Raw genomic sequence first — 23,828 nt, forward strand, 5'->3', positions numbered from 1 at the left:
GATGAAAGTAGCACTACTTCAACAAGAATTTAAAGGCACAAAAGAGGCGACCATCACAAAGACGCTTGAGCTAATAGCTGAGGCAAAAAAAGGTGGCGCTGATCTAGTTGTGTGCCAAGAGCTACACCAGACGCAATACTTTTGCCAAAGCGAGGATACAAATTTCTTTGATCACGCAAACGACTGGCAAGAAGATGTCGCTTTTTGGGGCAGGGTGGCTAAAGAAAACGGCGTAGTTTTAGTCACTTCACTCTTTGAAAAGAGGGCTGACGGACTTTATCACAACACCGCCTTTGTCTTCGAGCGTGACGGCAGTGTGGCTGGCAAATACCGAAAAATGCACATCCCTGATGACCCTGGATTTTACGAGAAATTTTACTTCACGCCTGGCGACATTGGCTTTGAGCCAGTTGAGACTAGCCTTGGTAAGCTTGGTGTTTTGGTGTGTTGGGATCAGTGGTATCCAGAGGCAGCGAGGCTAATGGCACTAAAAGGGGCGAAAATTCTCATCTATCCAACGGCTATTGGCTGGTTTGAGGGCGATAGCGAGGATGAAAAGTCAAGACAGCTTGAGGCGTGGGTGGCGGTGCAAAGAGGTCACAGCGTGGCAAATGGCCTGCCAGTTGTTGCAGTAAATCGCGTGGGCTTTGAAAAAGATGATAGCGGCGTGATGGATGGGATAAAATTTTGGGGAAATAGCTTTGTTTTCGGGCCACAAGGCGAGCAGCTTTTCCGTGCAAATAGTACAGATGAGCTTTGCAAGATCGTTGAGATAGATATGAAAAGAAGCGAAGAAGTGCGCAGAATTTGGCCATTTTTAAGAGACCGCAGGATCGATGCCTACGCAAATATCACAAAGAGGTTTATCGACTAAATTTAAGAGCTAGAATTTCTAGCTCTTAAATTTTAGAATGCTCGTAAAAGAAATATAAATTTATTCTTAAGAAAATATTTTTTTAAGCCTTGATTGTGTAGAATAGTTGCAACTTTACCAAAATGGCATAAAAATATCATATCAAAAAGATACAAAGCTAAATTTATAGAATAAAATAGCCTTAAATTTTTTGAAAGGATTTTAGATGAAAACTACTTCTTTGGCACTTGCTGGATTGCTTTTGGCAACAACACTTTCAGCAAAAGAATTTATCAGTATCGGCACTGGCGGCATGACAGGTACATACTATCCGATAGGTGGAGCGATCTGCCGTTTGGCAAACAAAAACACCGATGTAAAATGTTCTGTTCAATCAACTGGCGGCTCAGTTTATAACGTAAATAACGTCCTTAAAAAAGAGCTTACATTTGGCTTTGTTCAAAGCGACGTCGTCTATGATAAATATAACGGCACCGGCAAATTTGACGGAGCAAAAGATGAAAATTTACGCTCAGTAGTGGCTATCTATCCTGAGCTTCTTGCATTTGTCGTGGCAAAAGATAGTGGTCTTACAAGCGATCTCTCTTCATTTGCAGGCAAAAAATACAACGTAGGCAACCCAGGTAGTGGCAACGAAGTGAGCACACTTGAAGTCTTTAAAGCAAAAGGCTTTGACGTTTCAAAACTAGGATACCGCGGCGTTTTAACAGTTGGCGAATGCCCACATGCACTAAAAGATAAAAAGATAGATGGTTATAGCTTTGTTGTCGGTCACCCAACTGCAAACATCACTGATGCAGCGACATCTTTACCGATCGATATCTTAAACATCGAAGGCAGCGAGATCGATAACCTTCTTAAAGAAAAACCATACTTTGCAAAAGGCGTGATCCCAAAAGGCTCTTATGATGGCGTCGATCACGATGTAAATACTATCGGTGTAAAAGCTGTTTTAGTAACTAGCAAAGATACAAAAGATGAGGCTGTAAAAGCTGTGATAAAAGCTATCTTAGATAACTTTGATGAGTATAAAACTCTTCACCCAGCACTAAAATCAGTTAAAAAAGAAGATCTTGTTCAAGGTCTTTCAGCTCCGCTTCACCCAGCTGCAGAGGCTGCATTTAAAGAGGCTGGTATCTTAAAATAATCCATCTCCAGGGGCTTTTGCCTCTGGATAAAATTTAAATATGCAAATTTCTTCTAAATTTATATATTTAAATTTTAAAGGAGAAAGATGAACGAAGTTAATGACAACGAAGAACAATTTGTCGAGGTAAAGACAAGAGAGATAAATAGCAATTTTTACAACTATTTCATCGCATTTGCGTGTTTCTCTTGGTCAGTTTTTCAGCTTTATATAGCGTATTTCCCGCTAAATACTAACATTTCGCGCTCAGTGCACCTAGCTTTTGCGGTTGGGCTTGTATTTTTGCTCTATCCAGTCACTTTTCATAAAAAGGCTCACTCAAGTTTGCCATTTTACGACCTAGTTTTTTGCGTGGTAGGCGTTGTTGCCGTGCTTTATCCAGCGGTTTATTTTTATGAGCTAGCTGATAGGACAGGGGATTACATCACTCAAGATATCGTCATATCGTTTTTAGCGATCATCGTATTACTTGAGGCTGGCAGGCGTGTCATGGGACCAGCGCTTCCTATCATTTGTATATTATTTTTGATATATGATCACTTTGGCCCTTATATGCCAGACATCATCGCTCACCAAGGCGCTAGCTTTGAAAAAATCGCAGGTCATATGTTTTTAACGACTGAGGGCGTTTTTGGCGTGCCTATCGGCGTTAGCGTTAGTTTTATCTACCTTTTTGTTCTTTTTGGTTCATTGTTAGAGCGAGCAGGCGCTGGACAATACTTCATAAATTTAGCCTTTTCGCTTCTTGGCAAATATAGAGGCGGCCCAGCTAAGGCTTCAGTCATCGCAAGTGGCCTAACTGGCATGGTTTCAGGCAGTTCAACAGCAAACGTCGTAACCGTTGGTACATTTACCATTCCGCTTATGAAAAAAGCTGGTCTTTCACGCACAAAAGCTGGAGCCATCGAGGTTGCAGCTGGCGTAAATGGACAGCTCATGCCTCCTATCATGGGTGCGGCCGCTTTTATCATCGCTGAGTTTTTGGGTATGACATATACAAACGTGATGATGGCAGCGGTTATCCCAGCATTTGCTTGTTATTTATCGCTATTTTTCATCGTGCATCTAGAGAGCGTCAAGCTTGGACTAAAAGGCATAAATCAGAGCGAATTCCACTCAAGATTTAAAATTTTTGTAAGTGGCCTTCACTATATAACGCCTATTTTGATCTTGCTTTACACACTGCTAATCGCAAAAGAGTCAGCCATAGCTGCAGCGTTTAATGCGATTGGATTTTTATTTTTGATAATGATCTTTCAAGAGCCAACTAAAAAGCTAGCTTCAGGCGAAAAAGTAGGGCTAAGCGACGTGCTTCTTGGTTTTGAGGATATATTTTGGGCGATGGTCGCAGCTGCAAAGAGCATGACTACAATAGCCATCGCAACCGCGCTTGCTGGCATCATCGTGGGCTCTATCTCGCTTACTGGCCTTGGTCAGGTACTCTCTGATCTAGTTGAGCTTTTAGCAGGCGATAACATCATGATGATCCTAGTTTTAACAGCTCTTATGTCGCTAATCCTTGGTATGGGTCTTCCAACGACAGCAAACTACATCGTCGTATCAAGCCTTGTTGCGCCAGTTATCTTGTTTTTAGCGCACAAAAATGGCTTCTTAATCCCAGCCATCGCCGTGCATCTTTTTGTATTTTACTTTGGAATTTTAGCTGATGACACGCCGCCAGTTGGCATTGCAGCCTACGCAGCAGCGGGTATTGCCAAGGCAAATCCAATAACCGTTGGCGTGCAAGGATTTTTTTACGATCTAAGAACAGCGATCTTGCCATTTGCCTTTTTCTTTAACAACAAACTTATGCTAATTGAGAGCATAAATACTGGCGATCCGCTTGATTCAAAAGGGATAGTCTGGATGAGCAATCCACTTGAAATTTTGCTCGTCTTTGGTATGGCGATCGTGGGAATGTTCGCCTTTTCTAGCTTGCTTCAAGGATATTACGTCACAAAGCTTAGGATTTGGGAGAGGTTGCTACTTATCCCTGTCGTGCCACTAGCTCTTGTGCCAAATATCTGCGTGAAATTTGGACTAATGCCAAACGAATACACAGCCTACATCGTAGCAGCAGCTCTTTATGGCCTTATCTTTATGACTCAGTGGGGCATAAAAGATAAACCGCTTGATCAAATAAGAGCGATTTAACATTAGGCAAGAGCTCTCTTGCCTAAACTTTTAAATTTATTTATTTCTAGTGATTTTGTAAAAAGTGAGAATTTAGGCTTTTAAAGCCTAAAGATCAAAGTTGTTTTGAGCGTTTTAGATCGCCTGCAAACTCGCAAGACATCTTATCGTTTAGTTTGCAGCCTTTTTCTAAGAAGATGTAAGCCTCTTTAAATTTCTTAGCTTCTATTAGTATCGAGCCTATCATGCCGCAAGAGTAGCCGTCATTTTGCTCGCAAGCTTTGTTAAAAAGCTCTCTTGCCTTTTGTGGATCGTTATCGAGATAAATTCCACCAGCTGCTGAGCAACCCTCTTTTTCGCCACCTTGGCAAGCTTTGTTGTAAAACTCTAACGCTTTGTTACTGTCTGGCACATCAGTTTTGCCAAGCTGATAGATCGCACCTGCTTTTGCACATGATCTTGCGTCATTTGCCGCGCAACCTGCTTCAAATTTAGACAAAGCCTCAGTGAAATTTGAGTCAGCATAAGCTTTCAAGCCATCTTCAAAGTCGCCTGCTAGAGCGCAAGCTGCAAGAAGCGAGATAAAAATCATTTTTTTCATCAAATTTTCCTTTTGTAAAGTAATGTGCAATTTTAACATATTAAATTTACACTTACTTGATGAAAAATAATTACGATTTTAAAATTTGCTCTTGCTCTTTGTAATCAGGCATGATGGCTTCTATAAATTTATAAAAACTGCTTTGATGATGCGGATAGAGCAGGTGAGTAAGCTCGTGAAGCACGACGTATCGCACGGCAGAGAGTGGCTTTTCTATAAGCCTTAGGCTTAAGTTTATATAGCCTTTTTTGTGGTTGCAGCTGCCCCAGCGAGTTTTGCTATCTCTTATGACGATGCGACTAACTGGCTTATTGATATGAGGCTGATAGTAGCTTACAAGCTCTAAAAATAGCTCTTTTGCTCTTGCTTTTTTAAAGCGCTCAAGTGCCTTTAAATTTGGCGTTATGATAAATTTATCTTCAAAAAATGGCACCTTTGCGCTCTCATCAAATTTGATCTTATAAATTTGCCCAAGAAATTTCATCTCATCATCTTTTGGCAAATTTAAAAGAGCTTTTTTGTAAGCATTTTCAAGCCAAATTCTGTGCGTCTCAAGAAAGCTAAGAGCCATCTTTTGCGTGCTGTAAAATGGCATAGAAAGCGTGATCTTAGCGTCCTTACCAACTCTTAATCGCATAGCCTTTACATTTGTTTTAAAATTTATTAAAACGCTTAAGCCATAAAAGTCTAAATTTAGGCTCTTTTGCCTTAAACTAGGCGTTTTTCTTGCCACTTTTTGCTTCTCCAGCGCCATGTATTTGCAAGGCCTCTTAGCCACTCATCAGCGCAAAATCCTATCCAAACGCCAACGATGCCCCAGCCAAGGTGTATGCCTAAGAAATATCCAAGCGGCAGCGAAAGCCCCCACATAAAGATAAGCCCAGTCGCTAGCGGGAATTTCGCGTCGCCACTTGCACGAAGGGCATTTACGATGACGATGTTAAAGGTTCTGCCAGCTTCTAGCACGATCGAGAGTGTAAAGAGCGGCAACATTATCTTGCGTAAGCTCTCATCTAAATTTAGTGCGTCCATGATCTTATACTTTAAGGCGTAGGCGATCAAAACGACGACGAGCGTGATAGAAATTCCAAGCCACAAGGCTTTAAAGGTTCTTGCGTAAGCCTCGTTAAACTCGCTAGCTCCCACTAAATGCCCCACGATGACCTCGTTTGCCACGCTGATACTAGCTCCACAAAGCAAGATTAGAAGAGTGATCTGAAAGTAGATAGTCTGCACGCTAAGAGTTGCCTCGCCCATGCTCGCGATAAAGCCAAAAGCGACCATGTATTGCGCCATCCAGAGTAAATTTTCGCCAGCGCTTGGTAGGCCAACTGAGAGTATTTTCTTTAAAATTCTAAACGGCACGACAAGCAGTCCGCTAAGATAAATTCTAACTTTTGCCACGCGTATGAGCATGTAAAGTAGGACAAAAAGGCCTATTAGTCTGCCCACAAATGTCGAGATAGCAACACCTTGCAGGCCTAAATTTGGCAGATCAAACCAGCCAAAAAGAGCGATGGCGTTGCCAAAGATGGTGATGATGTTCATCAAAACTGAAGTTAGCATCACGGCAGTTGCTAGGTTATAGACGCGAAGCACCGCAGCTAGCACCATGCCGATGCCATCAAATAGCAATGCAAAGCCAAGGATGTGAAGGTATGAGAAGCTATCGTTTATGAGATCATTTGGCACGTTTAGTAAATTTAAGATGTTGTAGCCAAAGACGTAGATGATGATGGCTGAAGCTATACCAAAGATCGTATTTGACGTGATGCTTGCGTGTATGACGCTTGAGGCTAGCTCGTTTTGCTTTGCTCCAAGGGCTTGTGCGACGACGACTGAGCAGCCCATGCTTAAAAAGTTAAAAATGGTCATAAAAAGATCCATCACTTGATTGCCCGCACCCATAGCGCCAACTAGATGCACGCTCACTTTTGTCACCATGTAGGTGTTTATGATGAGCGTTATAAAGTGTAAAAACATATCTAAAAATATAGGGACGACCAGTTTTTTCATAGAAAGGTTCATAAATTTCTCCTTTTTTAAATTTTGGGCGATTATAGCCAAATTAGGTTTTAGCTCCCTTTTGATATAATCCAAAAAATTTAAAATTTGAGAGAAAAATGGCATTAATCGACCTAATAGACGTAAGTAAAAAATTTGGCGCAAATGAAATTTTAAACAGCGTAAGCCTTAGTGTAAATGAAAATGAAAAGATAGCGATCATCGGTAAAAACGGCAGCGGCAAGAGCACGCTTATGAAGATCATCTCTGGCGAGGTGGTAGCAGATAGTGGCAGGCGTATAGTGCAAAACCTAATAAGCGTCGAGATGCTAGCGCAAAATCCAAATTTTAACGCCACATTTAGCGTAAGAGATGCGCTAAATAACGAGCTAAAAGAGATATTTGAGGCGATAAGCGAATATGAAAAAAGCGGCGTCTTACTAGCAAACGACCCAGAGAACAAAGAAATTTTAAAAGAGCAAGAGAGACTTTTAAAATTTATAGAGGCAAAAGACGGCTGGAATATCGAGCACAAGATCGAGCGAATTTTGCAAGAATTTAAGCTAAAAGAGTATGAAAACAGACCCATTTGCTCGCTAAGTGGTGGCGAGATCAGGCGTGTGGCACTAGGCGCGCTCATCCTTAAAAAGCCAGATGTGCTACTGCTTGATGAGCCTACAAACCACCTTGATGTTTATATGGTCAAATTTCTTGAAGATATGCTTAAAAGCTCAAATCAAAGCATAGTTTTTATAAGCCACGATAGGTATTTTATCGATGCGCTGGCAACTAGGTGCGTTGAGGTCGAGGATGCAAGCTTAAAAAATTTTGAGGGCGGATATGCAAACTATCTAACCAAAAAAGAGGAGATTTTAGCAAGCCTTGCAAAGTCGCATGAAACGCTGCTAAAACAGCTAAAGGCCGAAGAGGAGTGGCTAAGGCGTGGCGTAAAAGCTAGGCTAAAGCGAAACGAGGGCAGAAAAGAGCGGGTGCTTGCTATGCGCGAGGAGGCTAAGAAAAACCCAGGCGTGATAAGGCGCGTGAGGCTAGAACTTGAGCGTGCGAGTAAAAATTTCAACCAAACGCAGAGCCAAAACCGCAAGAAAATGCTCTTTGAGTTTAAAAATTTAAGCAAAAGTATAGACGGCAAGGTGCTTTTTGAAAAATTTGACGCAAGGGTTTTGCAAGGCGAGAGGATCGCCATAGTAGGACGAAACGGCAGTGGCAAAAGCACGCTACTTAAAATTTTGCTAGGGCTTGAAAAGCCAAGTAGTGGCGAGATAAAAAGAGGCGAGGTTAGCATCGGCTACTTTGATCAAGCTAGAAATGTCCTTGATGATGACAAGAGCCTTATAGAGACATTTTGCCCAAATGGCGGCGATCACGTGCTAGTTCGTGGGCGAAATATGCACGTTTATGGCTATCTTAAAAATTTCCTCTTTCCAAAGGAATTTCTAGATAAAAAGATAGGCGTTTTAAGTGGTGGCGAGAAAAACCGTGTCGCACTTGCGATGCTTTTTACCAAAACTTACGACGTGCTGGTGCTTGACGAGCCGACAAACGACCTTGACATCGCAACTATCAACATCTTAGAAGACTACTTGCAAAGCTTTGAAGGGGCTATCTTGCTAGTTAGCCACGATAGATATTTTGTAGATAAGATGGCAAATAAGCTTTGGGCGTTTGAGGGGACAAAGATAAATGTCTTGCATGAAGAGTATAGCGTCTATTTAGAGCTTGAAGATGAGATGAAAGAGCTTGATAAATTTGAAAAAGAGCTCTCAAATAGTCAAAATGAAGCCAAACAAAAGAGCAAATCTGGCGCAAAACTAAGCTACAAACAAACGCAAATTTTAAATACATATCCAGATAAAATTTCAGCCCTTGAAGCAAGAGTGGCCGAGCTAAATGAGGGGCTTAGCGATCCAAAAATTTATCAAGAAGTGGGGCTTACTAAACTTTATGAAGAGCTTGAAAAGGCAAAAGCCGAGCTTGAAAGCCTAGAAAATGAGTATTTTGAAGTGCTTGAGATCGCCGAGGAGCTAGAGTAGCTTGAAAAAGATCGGTAGGATAAGCGCGCTAAATACGAGAGTTGTTAGGCAAAATTCTGTTGTAAGCCTTAGTATTATCGTTGATAAGATGAGGTTTAGTGAGACATTTTCGCCTAAAATATATAAATATGAAGTAGGTGATCTAGTCCGGATAAAATATAAAAAGGTTGGATTTTTAAATAAGATAGAGAGCATTAGGCTAATCGCAAAAAGCAGCGAAGAGTCGGGACTTTTTGCAAGGATTAAAAATTTGATCTTCATGCTTAGTTATTTTTATCTATGCTTTATTGCGTCAGTTTTTATTTATTATGGGGTTACATTGGAATTTAATATTATTAGGCTTATTATTACATTAGTAGCCGCTTGTTTTCTGTTTTTGATGGGTAAATTTGCTTATCTTAAGTTTTTGATATTTAGATATTTTATATTTGGATAGAACTTTGAAATTTAAATGTATGAAAGGTTTGCGCCATGATGAGGTCTTTAAAATTGTTTGAAATGGGGCTAAAATGCTAAAAAAACATCCGCTAATCTCAGTAATAATCGCCATTGTTGTGATATTTTTTGCTACCTACTTTTTTGTCTTTGGGTTAGTTTCTGTTTTAGATGACGACATTGGTGATAGTAAAGAGTTAAATAATAGCTATTTTTACGTCAAAGACGACAAGGTCTATGCCTTAGTGCCAAGTGGCGGTAAATTTGAGCTAATAGGCGTGAAGGCCAGTAAATTTAGATACATTGACACCGGCAAATACGACAACAGAAACGTTGGCGCTAGCGATAAGGCGGTATATTGTGGCAATCTCGTGATGAGTGGGCTTGATCCAAATGGTGTTAGAGCGCTTGGCAATGGCTATTTTGGCGATGGCAAGATCACATATTTTTGTGATAGCGAAAGCGAGACAAACCTCGAAATATCCGCACTTAAAGAGTTTTGGGACATATTCTCACATAAAATGTTTAATACCCCTAAAGCGCAAACTCATATCTATAAATTTAGACAGGTTGATAACGCTAATTTAGCAGCGATCTTGGGCTTTGGCTATGCAAGCGACGGAGTAAAGGTCTATCATGAGGGCAAAGAGCTAGAGGGCGCAAATGCCAGCAAAATGCGATACATCGAGCAGGCATCTGGCAGAAAGAGCATGCATTTTACGACTGACGGAGAAAATGTCTATTATGACAGCTCAAAGCTAGGGATCAAATTTAGCCCGCAAATGCGTGATATCGGCGAGATATGGCGCATTCACTATCTTTATGAGCCAAATTCTGGCATGGTCTATGCAAACGATCACGAATTTGACCCAAAATTTGCCCCATACGAACCGCTTTTTAACCTAGAAGACAGGCACACCTATCATGCGCTCTTTCGTGGTAAAGGCGGGATCTATCACTGGGAGCGAAAGTGGCAGTGGTATAACAGCATAGATGAGGGCGAGTTTGTAAGAGACGGTGATGATCCGTTTAAAGGCGAGATAACGCCGCTATATGGCGACGTGGTGATAAGTGATGGCAAGACATATTTTTTAAAAATTTATGAAATTTGGCACAACACAAAAAATAATCACAGCCTAAGCTCACGCCACACGTGTATCGTAAGGCTTGATACAAAAGAGCAGTGGCGAAAGATAGGGCTTGTAAGAAACGATGGCTACGGAGCGGTTTATGCAAACGGCGATAAGACATATTATTTTGATAACGTCGGCTACGGCTGGCGTTTTAACAGCAGTGTTTATGATATAAATGATCTTGGCGTAGTTGAAATTCTCACTCGTCCTTATGGCCCAAATGTTAAGAATTTAAAACTTGATGAGATAGTAAAAATGGTAGATCAAGGCGCTATGACGCCAGCTGAGGGCGAGGTGGTGATCGATGCGATAAGCGACTTTGATGATTACTCGCAAAAATATGCCTACTGGATATTTCTTGCAATAGCATTTGTGGCCTCGGTAGTTGGCGCTATTTTTAAAAACAAAAAGCAAAACAGCGAGCTTAAAAAAAGGGTGGATGATTATAGATAATGAGAAAAATTGCGACTAAGATACTTTTTCTTTTTGTTATTTTGACGCTATGTTTTGTTTTGGCAATGCTTTATCTCTGGCGTGAGGGAGAGTATCAAAGAGGCTTTGCAAACATTGATAGTAGCGAGTTTTACCGCTCGCCTGAGGGTAAAATTTACGTTCAAATTTCAGGCAGTGGCAAGTATGAGCTAAAAGGCGTTGATGAGGCTAGTTTTAGGGTCTTAAAGCTAAAACACGCATACGATTACTCAAATGTGGCGGCTGATAAAAATAGTGTCTATTGCGCTAGAGAAATTTTGCCTGGTCTTGATCCAAACAGCACCAAAGTGCTTGGCAATGGCTATATAAGTGATGGCAAGATAAGCTATTATTGCAGCACTAGAAGCGAGAAAGAGGCGGGATTTAGCGAATTTGGCGCCATTATGAAAAACCTTGTTCACGTTTTTATAAAAAGCTACGATGATAGCCCTTATTTTTACAGGACAAAAAGGGTTGAAAGCACAAATTTAGAGCCTATCTTTGACGCTGGCTTTGCAAGAGACGGCAGTACGCTTTATTACAAGGGCGAAAAGCTTGATGCAGATCCCAGCGAGCTAAGATACATCACGACAGAAAGCGGCGCTGCTAGCGGATATTACACAGATGGCAAAAGCTTGTTTATGGGCTTTTATAGGCTTGATACAAGATATTCAGATGAGACGCGCCGGATATGCTACGATGCTAAGCACGATATAGAATATCTTTTTGAGCCAAAAAGTGGGGCGGCGTTTGCAAATGAGCGTAAATTTAGCGCTCAAAATATGCCTTATAGCGCCATTTATAGCGTGGATAACGTGCACTCTTTTTGGCCTCTTTTTGCCAGTAAAAATGGAATTTACTTTTGGGATAGCACGAAAGACGAGCAGGCTAAAATTTCAGACTACCAGCTAAAAGGCGAGCTAAAAAGGCTCTATGCTGACGTTTTTGTAGATGAGAGCTCGGCGTATTTTTTACAGCAAGGCGAAGAGTGGCGGCGCTCAAAGCACGGCAGGCACTTAGAGGCGCAAACAGTCTCTTTATATAAATTTGCCCCAAGCAGCTCTTGGCGCGAAGTAGGGCTAGTAAAAGATGGCGAATATGGCGCAGTTTATGCAAACGGCGATAAGGTCTATTTTTTTAGCAAGATAAAGCCATTTTATGGCATAAAGCATAGCGTTTATGAGGTGGCAAATCTTAGTGTCATAGAAATTTTAACAAGAGCATCCAAAGAGCTTAGTGCAAAAGATATCAGCGGTATGATAAAGCGCGGCGAGCTAGTGGAGGCAAGCGGCGAAGAGGTCGCAAGATCTAGGATAGAGTATGACTCGCCAAAGATCATTTTGTATATCACATTTGGCATTGCTTTTGTCGTCATAGTGCTAACAACTCTTGCAAAACCAAAGAGAGATAAAAGCGACTTGAGATAAATTTCAAAGTGGCTATTTTTGGTGGCTAAAGCTTAAAATTTCATAAAAACTTTAAAGAGAAAATTTGACCTATTTACTCTTTTTTGTTAGTTTGAAAGGAAGCTGAAATTTACAAAAAAGGAGAAAAATGTTTAAATTTCAAAGGTCAAAATTTAACAACTCAGTATTTATCCCATCGCTTATTGTCATATTTTTAATAGCGGCATTTGCAGCGATATTTCCAAATTTCTCAAATGAGTTTTTTAAAGGTATGCAAAACTACATCGCAGCGAAATTTGGCTGGTTTTACATCCTAGTCGTTGCCGTCATATTGCTAAGCGTCATCATTCTTGGCTTTAGTAAGCTTGGCGAGATCAAGCTTGGAGCTGACCATGTAAAGCCAGAGCACAAAAATATCTCGTGGTTTTCTATGCTTTTTGCCGCTGGCATGGGCATAGGACTTGTGTTTTTTGGTGTGGCTGAGCCGCTCATGCACTATCTAAACCCACCAGTTGGCGACGCACAAACTATCGCAGCGCAAAAGCTTGCGTTGAATATCACATTTTTTCACTGGGGCATGGGCGCATGGTCGGTCTATGCTATCGTAGCGCTAATCCTCGCCTTTTTCTCATATAGGCACGGCTTGCCACTCACGCTTAGATCGGCGTTTTATCCGATCATCGGTGATAAAATTTACGGCAAGATAGGTAGTGCTATCGATACATTTGCCGTCGTAGCGACCCTTTTTGGTGTGGCGACCTCGCTAGGATACGGCGTACTTCAGGTAAATGCTGGCCTTACGCACGTTTTTGGGCTGCCGACTATGCATATCACGCTTCTAATAGTGCTTTGTTTTGCAGCTACTATCTCAGCGGCAAGCGGCGTGGATAAGGGCATCAAGATCTTATCAAACGCAAATATCGCGCTAGCTATATGTTTTATGTTTTTGATACTATTTTTGGGCGATACGACGCAGCTTTTAAAGTCGTTTGTGCAAAACAGCGGCGACTACGTCTCTACGCTCATTTCAAACACTTTTAACCTCTACGCCTATGAGAGGCAAAACGAGAGCTGGCTTGGCGGCTGGACGCTGCTATACTGGGCTTGGTGGCTATCTTGGTCGCCGTTTGTGGGGCTATTTATCGCTAAAATTTCAAAGGGCAGAACGATTAGAGAATTTGTGATCGGCGTGCTTCTCGTGCCAACTGGCTTTACTTTTGCTTGGATGAGCTTTTTTGGTAACTCAGCGATCGCACTTGTGCAAAGTGGCTTCAGCGAGCTAGCGACCACGGTAAATTCTGACTCAGCCTCAGCACTTTTTATGTTTTTAGAAAAATTTAGCTTCTCAGGCGTGCTAAGCACGATTGCAGTCTTTATGATCGTCATATTTTTCGTCACTTCCGCTGACTCTGCGGCGATCGTGATGAATATGCTTTGCTCAAACGGCAAGGACGATACACCAGTTTGGCAAAAGGTCTTTTGGGGCGTTACAGTGGGTGTTGTGGCGGCATTTTTGATGCTAGCTGGTGGTCTTGGCTCACTTCAGGCACTTACGATCACGACTGCGCTGCCATTTTCCATAGTGCTACTTGGCGCCATTTACGGGCTATTTAAGGCGTTACGTGTGGATCTAACCAAAAAAGAGACAAATAACTTTAGCAACATGCCTATTAGTGATCTTTCAAAGCCGTGGCAAGAGCGCCTAAGTGCGATCATCACGCTGCCAGGCAAGAAAGATGGCAAGAAATTTTTAAATGAAGTCGTGCTAAAAGCTTTTAACGAGCTAAAAGAGGAATTTGCCAAAAACGGCCTTGAAGCAAAGGTCACAAATGGCGAAAATTTTGTAAATTTAAACGTTGGGCTTGGCGACGAGATGGATTTTAGATATGGCGTCTATCTCACCAAGAGCCAGAGCCCAGACTACACCAGAGAGCTTGAGGGTGACGATCTTTATTACAGAGCTGAGGTCTATCTAAAAGAGGGCGGTCAGGACTACGACGTGCTTGGCTGGAGCGAAGCTACGCTGATAAACGACGTCATCGAGCAATACCGCAAACACATGCAGTTTTTACACGTCGTTAGAGAGTAAATTTGAGTGAAATTTGATTGATTTTCAACAAAACGCATGCGGCACGATAGTGCTATCGCATGCACCTCTAACGTTGTCGGGGGTTAGGGGATTGTTAAAGGGGGAAGGGAGCGACTTCGTAATTCAAGCCTCTTCCCCCTTAACAAAGAAATAAAACTTTAAATTTATAAAAAATCTATTTTGCAAATTTTAAACTTTCATTCACTCGCAAGAATTGACTACTAAAATTTGGCTTCGCTCATCGCTTAGCTCAAATTTTAGAGCCGAAATTACTCGCTCATGAAATTTTAAAATTTGCTCATTAACTGCCACTAAAAAATTATAAAACCACCATAAATTTTATATAATCCCTCTTTTATAAAGGTGTAGCGACTTTACAAAAAGGAGACAAATGAGCGAGAAAAGTCTAGTTTCAAATTTCACATCAGCTGATGATGAGGTGCTTGCTTTTTTATCAAATTTGGGTCAAAAATGGTGCAAAAGCGATGATGTAGCAAAATTTATAGAGCGAAATTTTACCTTTGTTGGTTCAAAACCGCTTTTGCAAAATTTAAAAGATTATAAAGTGGCTGATTATGAAAATTTTGCTGATATTAAAAATTTTCTAAGCCTAGACGCAAGCATTCAAAGTAAAATTTTAAGTGGCGAGATAAGCTACGTCGGCGATAGTTTAACTAACCTAGAGCTTAAATTTGCGCCTGAATGCTTTTATGATTTTTTAAAATTTATGGTTGAAAATATCGCGCAACATCACTATTTTTGCAGCCCAAAAGAGGGCTGGATCTTGCTAATTGCGATGGAGGGATACGTAGAATTTGGTGTTTTAGATAAACAAACTTTTTGAATAAATTTACACGCAAATTTAAAAATAAATTCCGTCCAAAAAAGTCCTAAAATTTAGCAAAAAAGTCAAATTTGCACGCAAGCATCGCCTTTTGCTAGCAAAATTTAATCATTTTTTTTATATAATCCAAATTTTTCACAAAGGTAGATAATATGGATAGAAAATCGTGGAGTTCAAGACTTACATACATTTTAGCTGTTGCAGGGGCTACGGTCGGCTTTGGCGCGACGTGGCGGTTTCCTTACTTGGTCGGTCAAAACGGCGGTGGGGCCTATGTTTTGGTATTTTGCATAGCGATGATAGTCATTGGTATTCCTATGATTTTGGTTGAAAACGCCATCGGTAGGCGTCTAAAATGCAACGCCGTTGATGCATTTGGCGGCACGATAAATGGCAAAAAGATCAGCAAAAAGTGGCAAATAGTGGGCTGGATGGGGCTTGTTGGCGCATTTGGCATCATGGCTTATTATATGGTTATTGGCGGCTGGGTCTTAAACTATATCGCTCAAATTTCATTTGGACTGCTTGATCTCTCGCACATCGTGAGCTTTGAGCAAACTAGCGCATTTTACGAGCAAAATATCGTTAGCAACCCGCTAGCCATCAGCTTTGCGACCCTTGTTTTTGTTCTGGTTAATTACGCTATCTTGGTGCAAGGTGCAGTTGGCGGCATCGAGCGCTCAGCAAAATACCTAATGCCACTTCTTTTTATCTTGATGCTAGTAATGATCGCTAAAAACATCACGCTTGGGGGTGCGATGAGCGGTGTGAAATTTTACTTAACGCCTGATTTTTCAAAGATAAACTTAAAGCTTTTTGTCGAGGTTTTGGGACAGGTTTTCTTTGCGCTTTCGCTTGGATTTGGCGTGATGATAACGCTCTCAAGCTTTGTGAAAAAGGACGAAGGCTTGGTTAAAATTTCTATCATCACAGGCATCTTAAACACCGTCATCGCCGTGCTTGCTGGCTTTATGATATTTCCGTCGCTCTTTAGCTACGGCGTCTCGCCAGATAGCGGTCCTAGCCTAGTTTTCAAGTCGCTTCCGATCGTCTTTTCGCACATGCCTTTTGGCGGATTTTTCGCGGTTGCGTTTTTCGCGCTTCTTATGATCGCTGCGCTTACGACGTCGCTACCGATATATGAAGTGATCATTACAACGTTGCAAGAGAAATTTAAGATAAAACGCAAAAAAGCGATATTTTTAGTGCTTAGCGTCATCTTCGTGCTAGGGAATTTACCATCACTTATGGCTACAAATTTGCTAAGCCATGTGAGTATCTTTGGTAAAAATATCTTTGACGCATACGACGCGATAAGTGCGACGATATTTTTCGTGCTGACCTCACTTGGATGTGCTATATTTGTGGGCTGGGTGCTAAAAGATGAAGCGAAAAAAGAGATCTTGCAAGGTAGCGAAAAGTACGCAAAGCTTATAAATATTTGGTTTTTCTATATCAAATTTATCGTGCCTTTTGTCATTTTGGTGCTATTTATCAGTAGTTTTTACGACAACTTTTTGAAGTGAAAAATGCGTGAGCTTGTAAATTTTGATAGTGGTGAGCGCCTAAGACTTGGCGTAGAGGGTAATGCTCTAGTGAGCGTGAGCCAAAAAGGCGGCAAAACAAAGCAGAGTAAAAAAGAATTTGCAAGCGAGACAGAGGCTAAAAAAGCCTGCGTCAAAAAGGAGTGGGAGAGCCTAAAAAAGGGCTTTGTCATGCAAAATAGCGAGGCAAAAGCCGGTGAAGCGAGCCTGCACGTTTATATCGGTGGCGGATACACTGGGGCGCTCTCGTTTGCCAGCATAAAAGATGAAATTTATCTTTATAAAAGTGGCAGTCAAAAAGATGGCGGCGTGCTTGGCGACATTCTGGTGAGGCTTGATCGAAGTGGCGCTATAAAAGAGCAGATCGCATTGCCAAAGCCGCTTGCATGGGATGCCCAGTGTGCAAGCGAAAATTTATTTTTAGACCTTGATCATGAAATTTACATTTTTGAGCCAAAAGAGGCTAAATTTCGTGAAATTTTAGCCGAGCAAAATGTCAAGAAAAGTAGCGAGATAGCTAGCTTTATCTGCGCTGTAAATGATATGGCAATTTTTGGTATGTTTGGGCAGATTTTTACTTTTTATGAAGGTAAAATTTCAAAGATCGGCGAGTATAAATGCAGCACAAAAAACCACGTGCCGATACTTTGTGCTGCTCTTAGTGCGAATGCTAGCATGCTTGCGCTTTGTACTAAAGAAAATGAGCTGCAAATTTTAAATGCAAAAAATGGCGAAATTTTAAGCGAGCTAAGAGCAGAATTTGGCGTGCTAGATAAAATTTGCTTTTTAGACGATGAGACGCTTTTGCTTAGGCAACATCTTGAAAACAAGCTATTTTGCCTTGATATCAAGAGCGCAAAGGTGACAAAGCAGCCTTGGATAAAGGATGAGTACCTAAGAGTGAGCGAGTTTTGCGTGGAGGCTGGCAAGCTTGTGGTGATAGATCAAAGCAGGGGCTACGCTATCAATCTAAAAAGTGGCAACGCGATGGCGGAATTTACGCTAGATCACGTCGTAAAAAACTGCGAGGCTAAATTTATAGATGGCAAGCTCGCAGTTAGAACGGACTATGGCTGCTTTAGTCTTTATGAAATTTAAGGGAGAATATGTTTTATACACTTTTATTTATCTATATTTTTTATGTGATTTTTAAGCTTTTTTTGGCGAATTTGCAGATCGGCTTTGTAAGAGCTGAGGCTAAAAAAGAGCCAGTGGTGCTTGAAGCGAGCGAATATAAAAACGCCGCAGTTGCCGCCGTGACAAACCTAAAATTTGAAATTTTTAGCCTCATCTATCACGCCATTATTTTCTTTGCGTGGATAAGCTTTGGGCTAAAGATGCTCTCAAGTGTTTGCCTAAAAGATGGCACTATGCTTGAAAATATCATATTTGTGATGAGCTTTTTGCTGATCTCGTCGCTTCTTGATCTACCGCTAAATATCTACGAGAGCTTTGTAAAGGACAAAAAACTAGGCTTTTCAAACATGAGCGCAAAGATATTTTTAGTTGATACTATAAAGTCGCTAGCGCTAATGCTCGTTTTTGGCTCGGCCTTCGTCTGGCTCGTGCTTTTATGTATAAATTTTCTTGGAGAGTTTTGGTGGTTTTGGGCATTTTTGCTAAGTTTTGGCATCGCTTTAATCATAAATTTAATATATCCAACGCTCATCGCGCCTATCTTTAATAAGATGTCACCGCTTGAAGATGGCGAGTTAAAGGGCAAGATAGAGGGCTTACTTGCAAAATGTGGCTTTAAAAGTAGTGGCGTTTATACGATAGATGCTAGTAAGCGCGACAACCGCTTAAATGCCTATTTTGGCGGGCTTGGAGCGACAAAGCGAGTGGTGCTTTTTGACACGCTGATAAAAAAGCTAAGCACCGCAGAGATCGTGGCGGTTTTGGGGCATGAACTTGGGCACTTTAAACATAAAGATATCCTAAAAATGATAGCACTAAGTGCGGTCATGCTATTTTGTCTATTTTTTATCTTTGGAAACGTTAGTGCTGGTGCATATGAGGCGATAGGACTTGGGCAAAATGGCGCTAGCATCATCATCTTTTTGGTGCTTTTCTCGCCTATTTTTAGCTTTCTTTTTTCGCCGATCATTTCGCACTTTAGCCGTAAAAATGAATTTGGCGCAGATAGATTTTCAAAAGAAATTTCAAACAAAACTGACATGATAAACGCCCTAACCAAGCTTGGCAGCGAAAACAAAGCATTTCCAAAGTCGTACTGGCTTTACTCATTTGTCTATCACTCGCACCCAAGCCTTTTTGAGCGGATAAATGAGCTAGAAAATGAGAGTTGAAGAGGCTCTAAAAGAAGCAAATTTAAGGCTAAAGCCGCTTTGCGAGAATCCAAGCAGGGTGGCTAAAATTTTGCTTATGAGCTACCTTGATGTGAGCATCGAGTGGATATTTTTAAACCAAAAGAGCGAATTTGATGAGAGCGGCTACTTTGCCCTTATAAAGCGCTTTGAAAACTACGAGCCGCTTGAATATATAACCGGCAAGGCTGGCTTTTATGGGCTAGAGTTTGATGTAGAAAGTGGCGTTTTGATACCGCGCCCTGAGACTGAAATTTTAGTCGATAAAGTGCTAGAGATAGCAAGCAGCTACAAAGCACCAAAGATCGCTGAGATCGGTACTGGCAGCGGGATAATAAGCGTCATGCTTGCCCTTAAAACAAACGCCAAAATAGTTGCCACAGATATAAACGAAAAGGCTTTAAAACTAGCAAAAAAAAATGCGCTTAAATTTAATGTAAGTGATAAAATCGAGTTTGTAAATTGCTCATATATCGATGAAATTTCTGGTGATATCGACATCTTGGTCTCAAACCCGCCATATATCGCGCGAGGCTATAAGCTTGATAAATTTGTGATAAATGAGCCGCATGAGGCGCTATTTGGTGGCGAGATCGGAGATGAAATTTTAAAAAATATCATCCTTATCGCTAGAAATCGCAGCATAAAAAATATCGCCTGCGAGATGGGCTATGATCAAAGAGCGAGCATGGAGATGGCGCTAAAATTTAATGGCTTCAAAAGCACGTTTTACAAGGACTTAGCAGGCTTTGACAGGGGCTTTTGCGCAAGTTTAAAACTATAAAGGAGAGAGATTGAGAAGTATCTATTTTTTACTATTAGCAGCGGTGATCGGCACTGAGCTAACGCTTGGAGTTTTGGTCGCACCAGTCATATTTTTCCCACAAAGCATCATAGGCGAGGGCGTGCTCACGCATTTTATGAGCGGACAGATGATGACAAAGATATTTTTAAAATTTAACTATATTTTGCTATTTGTAAGCGCATTTGTGGCAGTTAGCGAGCTCTTTGATCTAAGAAAAAAGCTTGCATTTTCACTGAAATTTAGCACATTTATGCTCTCGTTTTTAAACTTAGCCCTAGCGCTTAGCTTTGTCTTTATCTTTACGCCTTTTATCGTGCAGGCTCAGGGTCTAGGTGCTGATGCGACGCAGACAGCGGAGTTTGCCAAGATGCATAGCGCAAGCGAATATGTGATGAAAGTGATGCTTGTTTTGCAGTTCATTTTGTTTTTTGTGAAATTTAAGATCAGCCAAGATGAACGCCAAGCCTGATATCCAAATCTTAACAAATTTCCTCGCCGAATATACGACAGCGATGGTGAGTGCTGGCACATACACTGCGCGCGTAGAAAAGTGCGTCGACCGCATAGCTAATCACTACGGCTACGACGTTAGCGTGACCATTTTTGTGAAGTATTTTACCATTAGCGTGATGGACTCGCAGGATAACTCCTTGCGCCGAACTTATGTGAGAAAGATCCCTCTAGGGCAGGTTAGTTTTAACAGAATTTCTGAGCTATCCTCACTTAGCTGGCAAATTTTAGATGAGGGTTTAAGTTTAGATGAAGCTAAAGAGAACTTTGAGGGCGTGATGAGTGTCAGTGCAAATAAATTTGCTAGCTCGCTTATCTTGATAAGCCTTGCAAATGCGGCATTTTGCAGACTTTTTGGAGGCGATGCTGGCTCGGTTGTTTGCATATTTTTTGCAACGCTTGTTGGCTACACTCTTAAATTTGCCCTTGCAAAAATGGGCGTAAATTTAAAAATTCAATATGTCCTAACATCCTTTGTCGTCTCATTTATCGCCTATCTTGGCGTATCTTACGGGCTTACGCATACAAGCGACGTGGCGATCGGCTCGTCTGTGCTCTTTATGATGCCTGGCGTTTTTCTCATAAATTCAGTCTTTGACATCCTAAATGACAACACTCTTGTTGGCATCAGTAGAGCCATAAGCACAGGTATCCTCATACTTTGCATGGCTGTTGGCGTCTATATCACGCTAACGCTTAGCAGCGCGGAGATATTAAATGTTTGAGCTTTTTAGCGAAACGCTTGTAGATGCTGGCTTTGCTGCGGTGGCTGGGCTGGGCTTTGCCTATGCTAGCTCGCCTCCAAAAAGAACTCTCTTCTTTTGTGCTTTGCTCGCTGCATTTGCGCATGCTAGCCGCTTTTGGATCATGCAGATGGGATTTTTTAACATCAGTGTCGCAACGCTAATCGTCTCTTTTATGAGCGGAATTTTAGGCATGCTCTTTGCCAAACGGCTAAAAGTGCCAGCTGAGATCATCGCATTTCCAGCGCTTTTGCCGATGGTGCCAGGAGTTTTTGCGTATAAAGGCATTTTGGCACTTTTTTCATTTTTAAATGAGACAAGCATCGCTAAGAAAAACGAGTATTTAATCATATTTTTTGATAATGCTATCACGACTACGACGGTCTCACTTGCTCTAGGTGTGGGCGTTTCGGTGGTGCTTACCTTGTTTTATGATCAATCACTTACGATAACTAGAGGCGCTAAACGAGAGCCTAGTAAGAGCAAATGAAAATTTAAAGGAGCTTTGCAGTGAAGATAAGAATTTATTACGAAGATACCGATGCAGGCGGCATCGTCTATCATACAAATTATATTAAATATTGCGAGCGAGCCAGAAGCGAAGCGTTTTTTGAAGCTGGGCTAAATTTCACAAAAGAGGGCGGATACTTTGTTGTTTCGGCACTTGAAGCTAAATTTCTCGCTTCGGCTGTGCTTGGTGATGAGGTTTTTGTGAGGACAAAACTCATAGAACTTAAAAAAGCAAGTCTTGTTTTAGAGCAAGAAATTTATAAATTTGAAGAAAAAGATGTAGAAAAAATGCTCTTTAAAGCGACTATCACGCTAGCTTTTATGAAAGAGGGCAGGCTAGCAAAGATAGATGAGATCATGAAAGCTTTTATAAATGGGGTTAAATTTTAGCAAGCAAAACTACTAAATTCCGCTTGTGCTATTTTGCTCCTGCGAATTTACCTCATTAAAGTGATCGCTTTTTGTATCATAAATTTTCACATCATATAAAACTTGTGAGCCCTCAACCCTCTCTGTGAAAATTTTGCTGGCACTTTTGTTTATGAAATTTGTATAGATATACTCCACTCCCAAGGCACTTGAGTAGCCGATCTGTGAGTATCTAAAATCAACTCCAAAAAGATCTCCAAGCCCTAAAAATCTCTCATCAAGTAAATTTAGCGAATTTGCCACAAATAGATTTTGCCTATCTCTTTGCGTGATGGCGCTAAAGATATTTGGCAAGAAATTTATCTGCGTGCTTAAAAGCGCATAAGGCTTTATCTCAAAGCCTCTCATCTGCGTTGCCACAAGAGAAGCTTTTACGATTGGGATGTTTAAAAAGATGCTTGCGTTATCAAATTTAGACTTTTTACTTAAAGTGTCATTTAAATTTATATCTTTGCCAGTGATCGAGCTCTCGTAGTAGTCGTTACTTTGCATGCGCACATACTCATTTAGCTTTTGTGCTAGCGCGCTGCCATCGTCAAAGGCGACTATCTTTTCGTTGGCAAAAGCTAGCAGGGTTGAAATTTGCGCTTTGTAATCAACTCCACCAAAGATCAAATTTGGCTTTGGAGCTGTCACGAAAGAGCTATGAACGCTTGGGATGTAGATGAGTTCGTTTGGCAAGATGAGAGAATTTGCTATGTTTGCGCCATTTTGAGTAAGGGCTGCTATAAAGTAGATAAAACCTTCGTTTCTAGCGTTTTGAAGCGCATTTTGAAGACTAGGCAAACTCTCGTCACTGCTATTTATAAATTTCACTTCGATATTTGCATCTTGCTTTAAAATGTAGCTCAAAATAGCGTTTGATACGACATTTGCGTATGATTTTATAATCTTTTGAGGGATGATGATTGCTATCTTATCACTTGCAGCAAACTTTAAAACCACCTCTCCGCCAAGCGAAGTGTAAAGGTCTAAAAGTGCCTTATCATCTATCTTTGCTGGCTCAAACCTCGCCATAAAACTAGCTAGCATATCGCTTTTAATAAGCTCATTCAAACAAGAGCTATCACAAAATTCTGGCTCTAAATTTATGTAAGTGATCTTTGCTGGTGGTATGCTTGAGAGGCTTTGATTTTTAGTGATGTTGCTTTCAAATTTTGCCTCAGTGATCTCGTCTTGCATCTCGCTTAAGACCTCATTTTGCGCTGCAAAAAGGCTTACAAATATAACTAAAAAAAGAAAAAATCTTTTCATATCACTCCCTTGATTTTTTTCAAATCATCTATAAAATTTTCTTCAAAACTTGGGTTTTTGCTGATCCACCCTGGTGAAAAAGTTGGCATTATAAACCTATCATCATCTTTTAAAATGCTTCCTCTTATACTTGAAAATCCGCCCTTTGAGAGCAAATTTGGATAAAGATGCATGAAAGCTTGCTCTCCTAAAGTGATGATTATTTTGGGCTTAATAAGTCTTATCTCTTCTAAAAGATATGGCCTACAAAGCTCAAACGAGCTCTTTAGTGCTTGATTTTTCGCATCACTATTTGAAATTTCACAGCGCAAAAGCAAGCTTATATAAACATTATCTTTTTCTAAATTTAAGCCTTCTTTTATAGCATTTTGCAAAATTTTGCCGCTTGTGCCTTCAAAATAGTCATCTTTTTTGCAAAGTAAGACAAACATTATCTTGCTATTTTTATCACCAAAGCCAGTAGAAACGCACTTTGAACTGTTTCTCAAAAGGCAAAGAGAGCACTTTTTTATCTCATT

22 protein-coding genes are annotated in these 23,828 nt (G+C 40.9%); 17 read left to right on the forward strand and 5 right to left on the reverse strand.

Annotation, left to right across the window (positions count from 1 at the left end):
- The first annotated feature begins 1 nt into the window (after position 1).
- The 3 genes from B9N65_RS05220 to B9N65_RS05230 all read left to right on the forward strand — a co-directional run bounded on the left by B9N65_RS05220 (position 2) and on the right by B9N65_RS05230 (position 4,175).
- Positions 2-874: a carbon-nitrogen hydrolase gene (locus tag B9N65_RS05220; protein ID WP_087583084.1), complete on the forward strand. Its 873-nt coding sequence runs from the start codon at positions 2-4 to the stop codon at positions 872-874.
- A gap of 205 nt (positions 875-1,079) precedes the next feature.
- Positions 1,080-2,021, forward strand: a complete 942-nt coding sequence (locus B9N65_RS05225; RefSeq protein ID WP_002940425.1) for a TAXI family TRAP transporter solute-binding subunit — start codon at positions 1,080-1,082, stop codon at positions 2,019-2,021.
- Between the two features lie 87 nt (positions 2,022-2,108).
- Positions 2,109-4,175, forward strand: a complete 2,067-nt coding sequence (locus tag B9N65_RS05230; RefSeq protein ID WP_087583085.1) for a TRAP transporter permease — start codon at positions 2,109-2,111, stop codon at positions 4,173-4,175.
- 94 nt (positions 4,176-4,269) lie between these two features.
- Here B9N65_RS05230 and B9N65_RS05235 read toward each other — a convergent pair whose 3' ends face one another.
- The 3 genes from B9N65_RS05235 to B9N65_RS05245 all read right to left on the reverse strand — a co-directional run bounded on the left by B9N65_RS05235 (position 4,270) and on the right by B9N65_RS05245 (position 6,783).
- Complete coding sequence (locus tag B9N65_RS05235) at positions 4,270-4,755, reverse strand: tetratricopeptide repeat protein (protein WP_087583086.1); 486 nt, start codon at positions 4,753-4,755, stop codon at positions 4,270-4,272.
- 70 nt (positions 4,756-4,825) lie between these two features.
- The gene (locus B9N65_RS05240; protein ID WP_223231304.1) at positions 4,826-5,488 is read right to left on the reverse strand and encodes a M48 family metallopeptidase; all 663 of its coding nucleotides are present in this window, start codon (positions 5,486-5,488) and stop codon (positions 4,826-4,828) included.
- Complete coding sequence (locus B9N65_RS05245) at positions 5,464-6,783, reverse strand: MATE family efflux transporter (RefSeq protein ID WP_087583301.1); 1,320 nt, start codon at positions 6,781-6,783, stop codon at positions 5,464-5,466. Before B9N65_RS05245 ends, B9N65_RS05240 begins: the two co-directional genes overlap by 25 nt.
- A 95-nt stretch (positions 6,784-6,878) precedes the next feature.
- On the opposite strand from B9N65_RS05245, the gene abc-f reads away from it, so the two are divergent.
- The 14 genes from abc-f to B9N65_RS05315 all read left to right on the forward strand — a co-directional run bounded on the left by abc-f (position 6,879) and on the right by B9N65_RS05315 (position 22,017).
- The gene (gene abc-f / locus B9N65_RS05250) at positions 6,879-8,810 is read left to right on the forward strand and encodes a ribosomal protection-like ABC-F family protein (protein ID WP_087583088.1); all 1,932 of its coding nucleotides are present in this window, start codon (positions 6,879-6,881) and stop codon (positions 8,808-8,810) included.
- Position 8,811: 1 nt separating this feature from the next.
- Positions 8,812-9,246, forward strand: coding sequence for a hypothetical protein (locus B9N65_RS05255; protein WP_087583089.1), 435 nt, complete (start codon positions 8,812-8,814; stop codon positions 9,244-9,246).
- Between the two features lie 73 nt (positions 9,247-9,319).
- Positions 9,320-10,831: a DKNYY domain-containing protein gene (locus B9N65_RS05260; protein ID WP_087583090.1), complete on the forward strand. Its 1,512-nt coding sequence runs from the start codon at positions 9,320-9,322 to the stop codon at positions 10,829-10,831.
- A complete protein-coding gene (locus tag B9N65_RS05265; protein ID WP_087583091.1) occupies positions 10,831-12,276 on the forward strand; it encodes a DKNYY domain-containing protein in 1,446 nt (481 codons plus the stop codon). The genes B9N65_RS05260 and B9N65_RS05265 overlap by 1 nt, the downstream gene beginning before the upstream one ends.
- 127 nt (positions 12,277-12,403) lie before the next feature.
- Positions 12,404-14,344, forward strand: a complete 1,941-nt coding sequence (locus B9N65_RS05270; protein WP_087583092.1) for a BCCT family transporter — start codon at positions 12,404-12,406, stop codon at positions 14,342-14,344.
- Positions 14,345-14,735: 391 nt separating this feature from the next.
- On the forward strand, positions 14,736-15,188 hold the full coding sequence (locus B9N65_RS05275) for a hypothetical protein (RefSeq protein WP_087583093.1): 453 nt from the start codon (positions 14,736-14,738) through the stop codon (positions 15,186-15,188).
- 152 nt (positions 15,189-15,340) lie between these two features.
- The gene (locus B9N65_RS05280; RefSeq protein ID WP_009293662.1) at positions 15,341-16,714 is read left to right on the forward strand and encodes a sodium-dependent transporter; all 1,374 of its coding nucleotides are present in this window, start codon (positions 15,341-15,343) and stop codon (positions 16,712-16,714) included.
- A 3-nt stretch (positions 16,715-16,717) separates the two neighbouring features.
- Positions 16,718-17,830, forward strand: coding sequence for a hypothetical protein (locus B9N65_RS05285; RefSeq protein WP_087583094.1), 1,113 nt, complete (start codon positions 16,718-16,720; stop codon positions 17,828-17,830).
- Positions 17,831-17,838: 8 nt separating this feature from the next.
- Positions 17,839-19,041 (forward strand): M48 family metallopeptidase, encoded by a 1,203-nt coding sequence (locus tag B9N65_RS05290; RefSeq protein ID WP_087583095.1) that lies wholly within the window; start codon positions 17,839-17,841, stop codon positions 19,039-19,041.
- Positions 19,031-19,843 (forward strand): peptide chain release factor N(5)-glutamine methyltransferase, encoded by an 813-nt coding sequence (prmC, locus tag B9N65_RS05295; protein ID WP_087583096.1) that lies wholly within the window; start codon positions 19,031-19,033, stop codon positions 19,841-19,843. The genes B9N65_RS05290 and prmC overlap by 11 nt, the downstream gene beginning before the upstream one ends.
- A gap of 10 nt (positions 19,844-19,853) precedes the next feature.
- Complete coding sequence (locus B9N65_RS05300; protein WP_087583097.1) at positions 19,854-20,333, forward strand: DUF4149 domain-containing protein; 480 nt, start codon at positions 19,854-19,856, stop codon at positions 20,331-20,333.
- Positions 20,317-21,099, forward strand: coding sequence for a threonine/serine exporter family protein (locus B9N65_RS05305; protein ID WP_087583098.1), 783 nt, complete (start codon positions 20,317-20,319; stop codon positions 21,097-21,099). The genes B9N65_RS05300 and B9N65_RS05305 overlap by 17 nt, the downstream gene beginning before the upstream one ends.
- Entirely contained in the window at positions 21,092-21,607 is a 516-nt protein-coding gene (locus B9N65_RS05310) for a threonine/serine exporter family protein (protein ID WP_087583099.1), read from the forward strand. The genes B9N65_RS05305 and B9N65_RS05310 overlap by 8 nt, the downstream gene beginning before the upstream one ends.
- A 20-nt stretch (positions 21,608-21,627) precedes the next feature.
- Positions 21,628-22,017 (forward strand): YbgC/FadM family acyl-CoA thioesterase, encoded by a 390-nt coding sequence (locus B9N65_RS05315; RefSeq protein WP_087583100.1) that lies wholly within the window; start codon positions 21,628-21,630, stop codon positions 22,015-22,017.
- Positions 22,018-22,029: 12 nt separating this feature from the next.
- On the opposite strand, the gene B9N65_RS05320 is transcribed toward B9N65_RS05315, so the two are convergent.
- A complete protein-coding gene (locus tag B9N65_RS05320) occupies positions 22,030-23,310 on the reverse strand; it encodes a hypothetical protein (protein WP_087583101.1) in 1,281 nt (426 codons plus the stop codon).
- Positions 23,307-23,798 (reverse strand): uracil-DNA glycosylase family protein, encoded by a 492-nt coding sequence (locus tag B9N65_RS05325; protein WP_257640030.1) that lies wholly within the window; start codon positions 23,796-23,798, stop codon positions 23,307-23,309. The genes B9N65_RS05320 and B9N65_RS05325 overlap by 4 nt, the downstream gene beginning before the upstream one ends.
- Between the last annotated feature and the right edge of the window lie 30 nt (positions 23,799-23,828).

The sequence above is a fragment of the Campylobacter concisus genome, from assembly GCF_002165815.1.
GTDB classification, from domain to species: domain Bacteria; phylum Campylobacterota; class Campylobacteria; order Campylobacterales; family Campylobacteraceae; genus Campylobacter_A; species Campylobacter_A concisus_BH.

Excerpts from the sequence above, each read along its gene's own strand:
- B9N65_RS05220 (WP_087583084.1), top strand. The coding sequence starts at position 2 with ATGAAAGTAGCACTACTTCAACAAGAATTTAAAGGCACAAAAGAGGCG.
- B9N65_RS05230 (WP_087583085.1), top strand. The coding sequence starts at position 2,109 with ATGAACGAAGTTAATGACAACGAAGAACAATTTGTCGAGGTAAAGACA.
- prmC (WP_087583096.1), top strand. The coding sequence starts at position 19,031 with ATGAGAGTTGAAGAGGCTCTAAAAGAAGCAAATTTAAGGCTAAAGCCG.
- B9N65_RS05280 (WP_009293662.1), top strand. The coding sequence starts at position 15,341 with ATGGATAGAAAATCGTGGAGTTCAAGACTTACATACATTTTAGCTGTT.
- B9N65_RS05260 (WP_087583090.1), top strand. The coding sequence starts at position 9,320 with ATGCTAAAAAAACATCCGCTAATCTCAGTAATAATCGCCATTGTTGTG.
- abc-f (WP_087583088.1), top strand. The coding sequence starts at position 6,879 with ATGGCATTAATCGACCTAATAGACGTAAGTAAAAAATTTGGCGCAAAT.
- B9N65_RS05305 (WP_087583098.1), top strand. The coding sequence starts at position 20,317 with ATGAACGCCAAGCCTGATATCCAAATCTTAACAAATTTCCTCGCCGAA.
- B9N65_RS05270 (WP_087583092.1), top strand. The coding sequence starts at position 12,404 with ATGTTTAAATTTCAAAGGTCAAAATTTAACAACTCAGTATTTATCCCA.
- B9N65_RS05225 (WP_002940425.1), top strand. The coding sequence starts at position 1,080 with ATGAAAACTACTTCTTTGGCACTTGCTGGATTGCTTTTGGCAACAACA.
- B9N65_RS05285 (WP_087583094.1), top strand. The coding sequence starts at position 16,718 with ATGCGTGAGCTTGTAAATTTTGATAGTGGTGAGCGCCTAAGACTTGGC.
- B9N65_RS05275 (WP_087583093.1), top strand. The coding sequence starts at position 14,736 with ATGAGCGAGAAAAGTCTAGTTTCAAATTTCACATCAGCTGATGATGAG.
- B9N65_RS05245 (WP_087583301.1), bottom strand. The coding sequence starts at position 6,783 with ATGAACCTTTCTATGAAAAAACTGGTCGTCCCTATATTTTTAGATATG.
- B9N65_RS05235 (WP_087583086.1), bottom strand. The coding sequence starts at position 4,755 with ATGAAAAAAATGATTTTTATCTCGCTTCTTGCAGCTTGCGCTCTAGCA.
- B9N65_RS05290 (WP_087583095.1), top strand. The coding sequence starts at position 17,839 with ATGTTTTATACACTTTTATTTATCTATATTTTTTATGTGATTTTTAAG.
- B9N65_RS05265 (WP_087583091.1), top strand. The coding sequence starts at position 10,831 with ATGAGAAAAATTGCGACTAAGATACTTTTTCTTTTTGTTATTTTGACG.
- B9N65_RS05310 (WP_087583099.1), top strand. The coding sequence starts at position 21,092 with ATGTTTGAGCTTTTTAGCGAAACGCTTGTAGATGCTGGCTTTGCTGCG.
- B9N65_RS05320 (WP_087583101.1), bottom strand. The coding sequence starts at position 23,310 with ATGAAAAGATTTTTTCTTTTTTTAGTTATATTTGTAAGCCTTTTTGCA.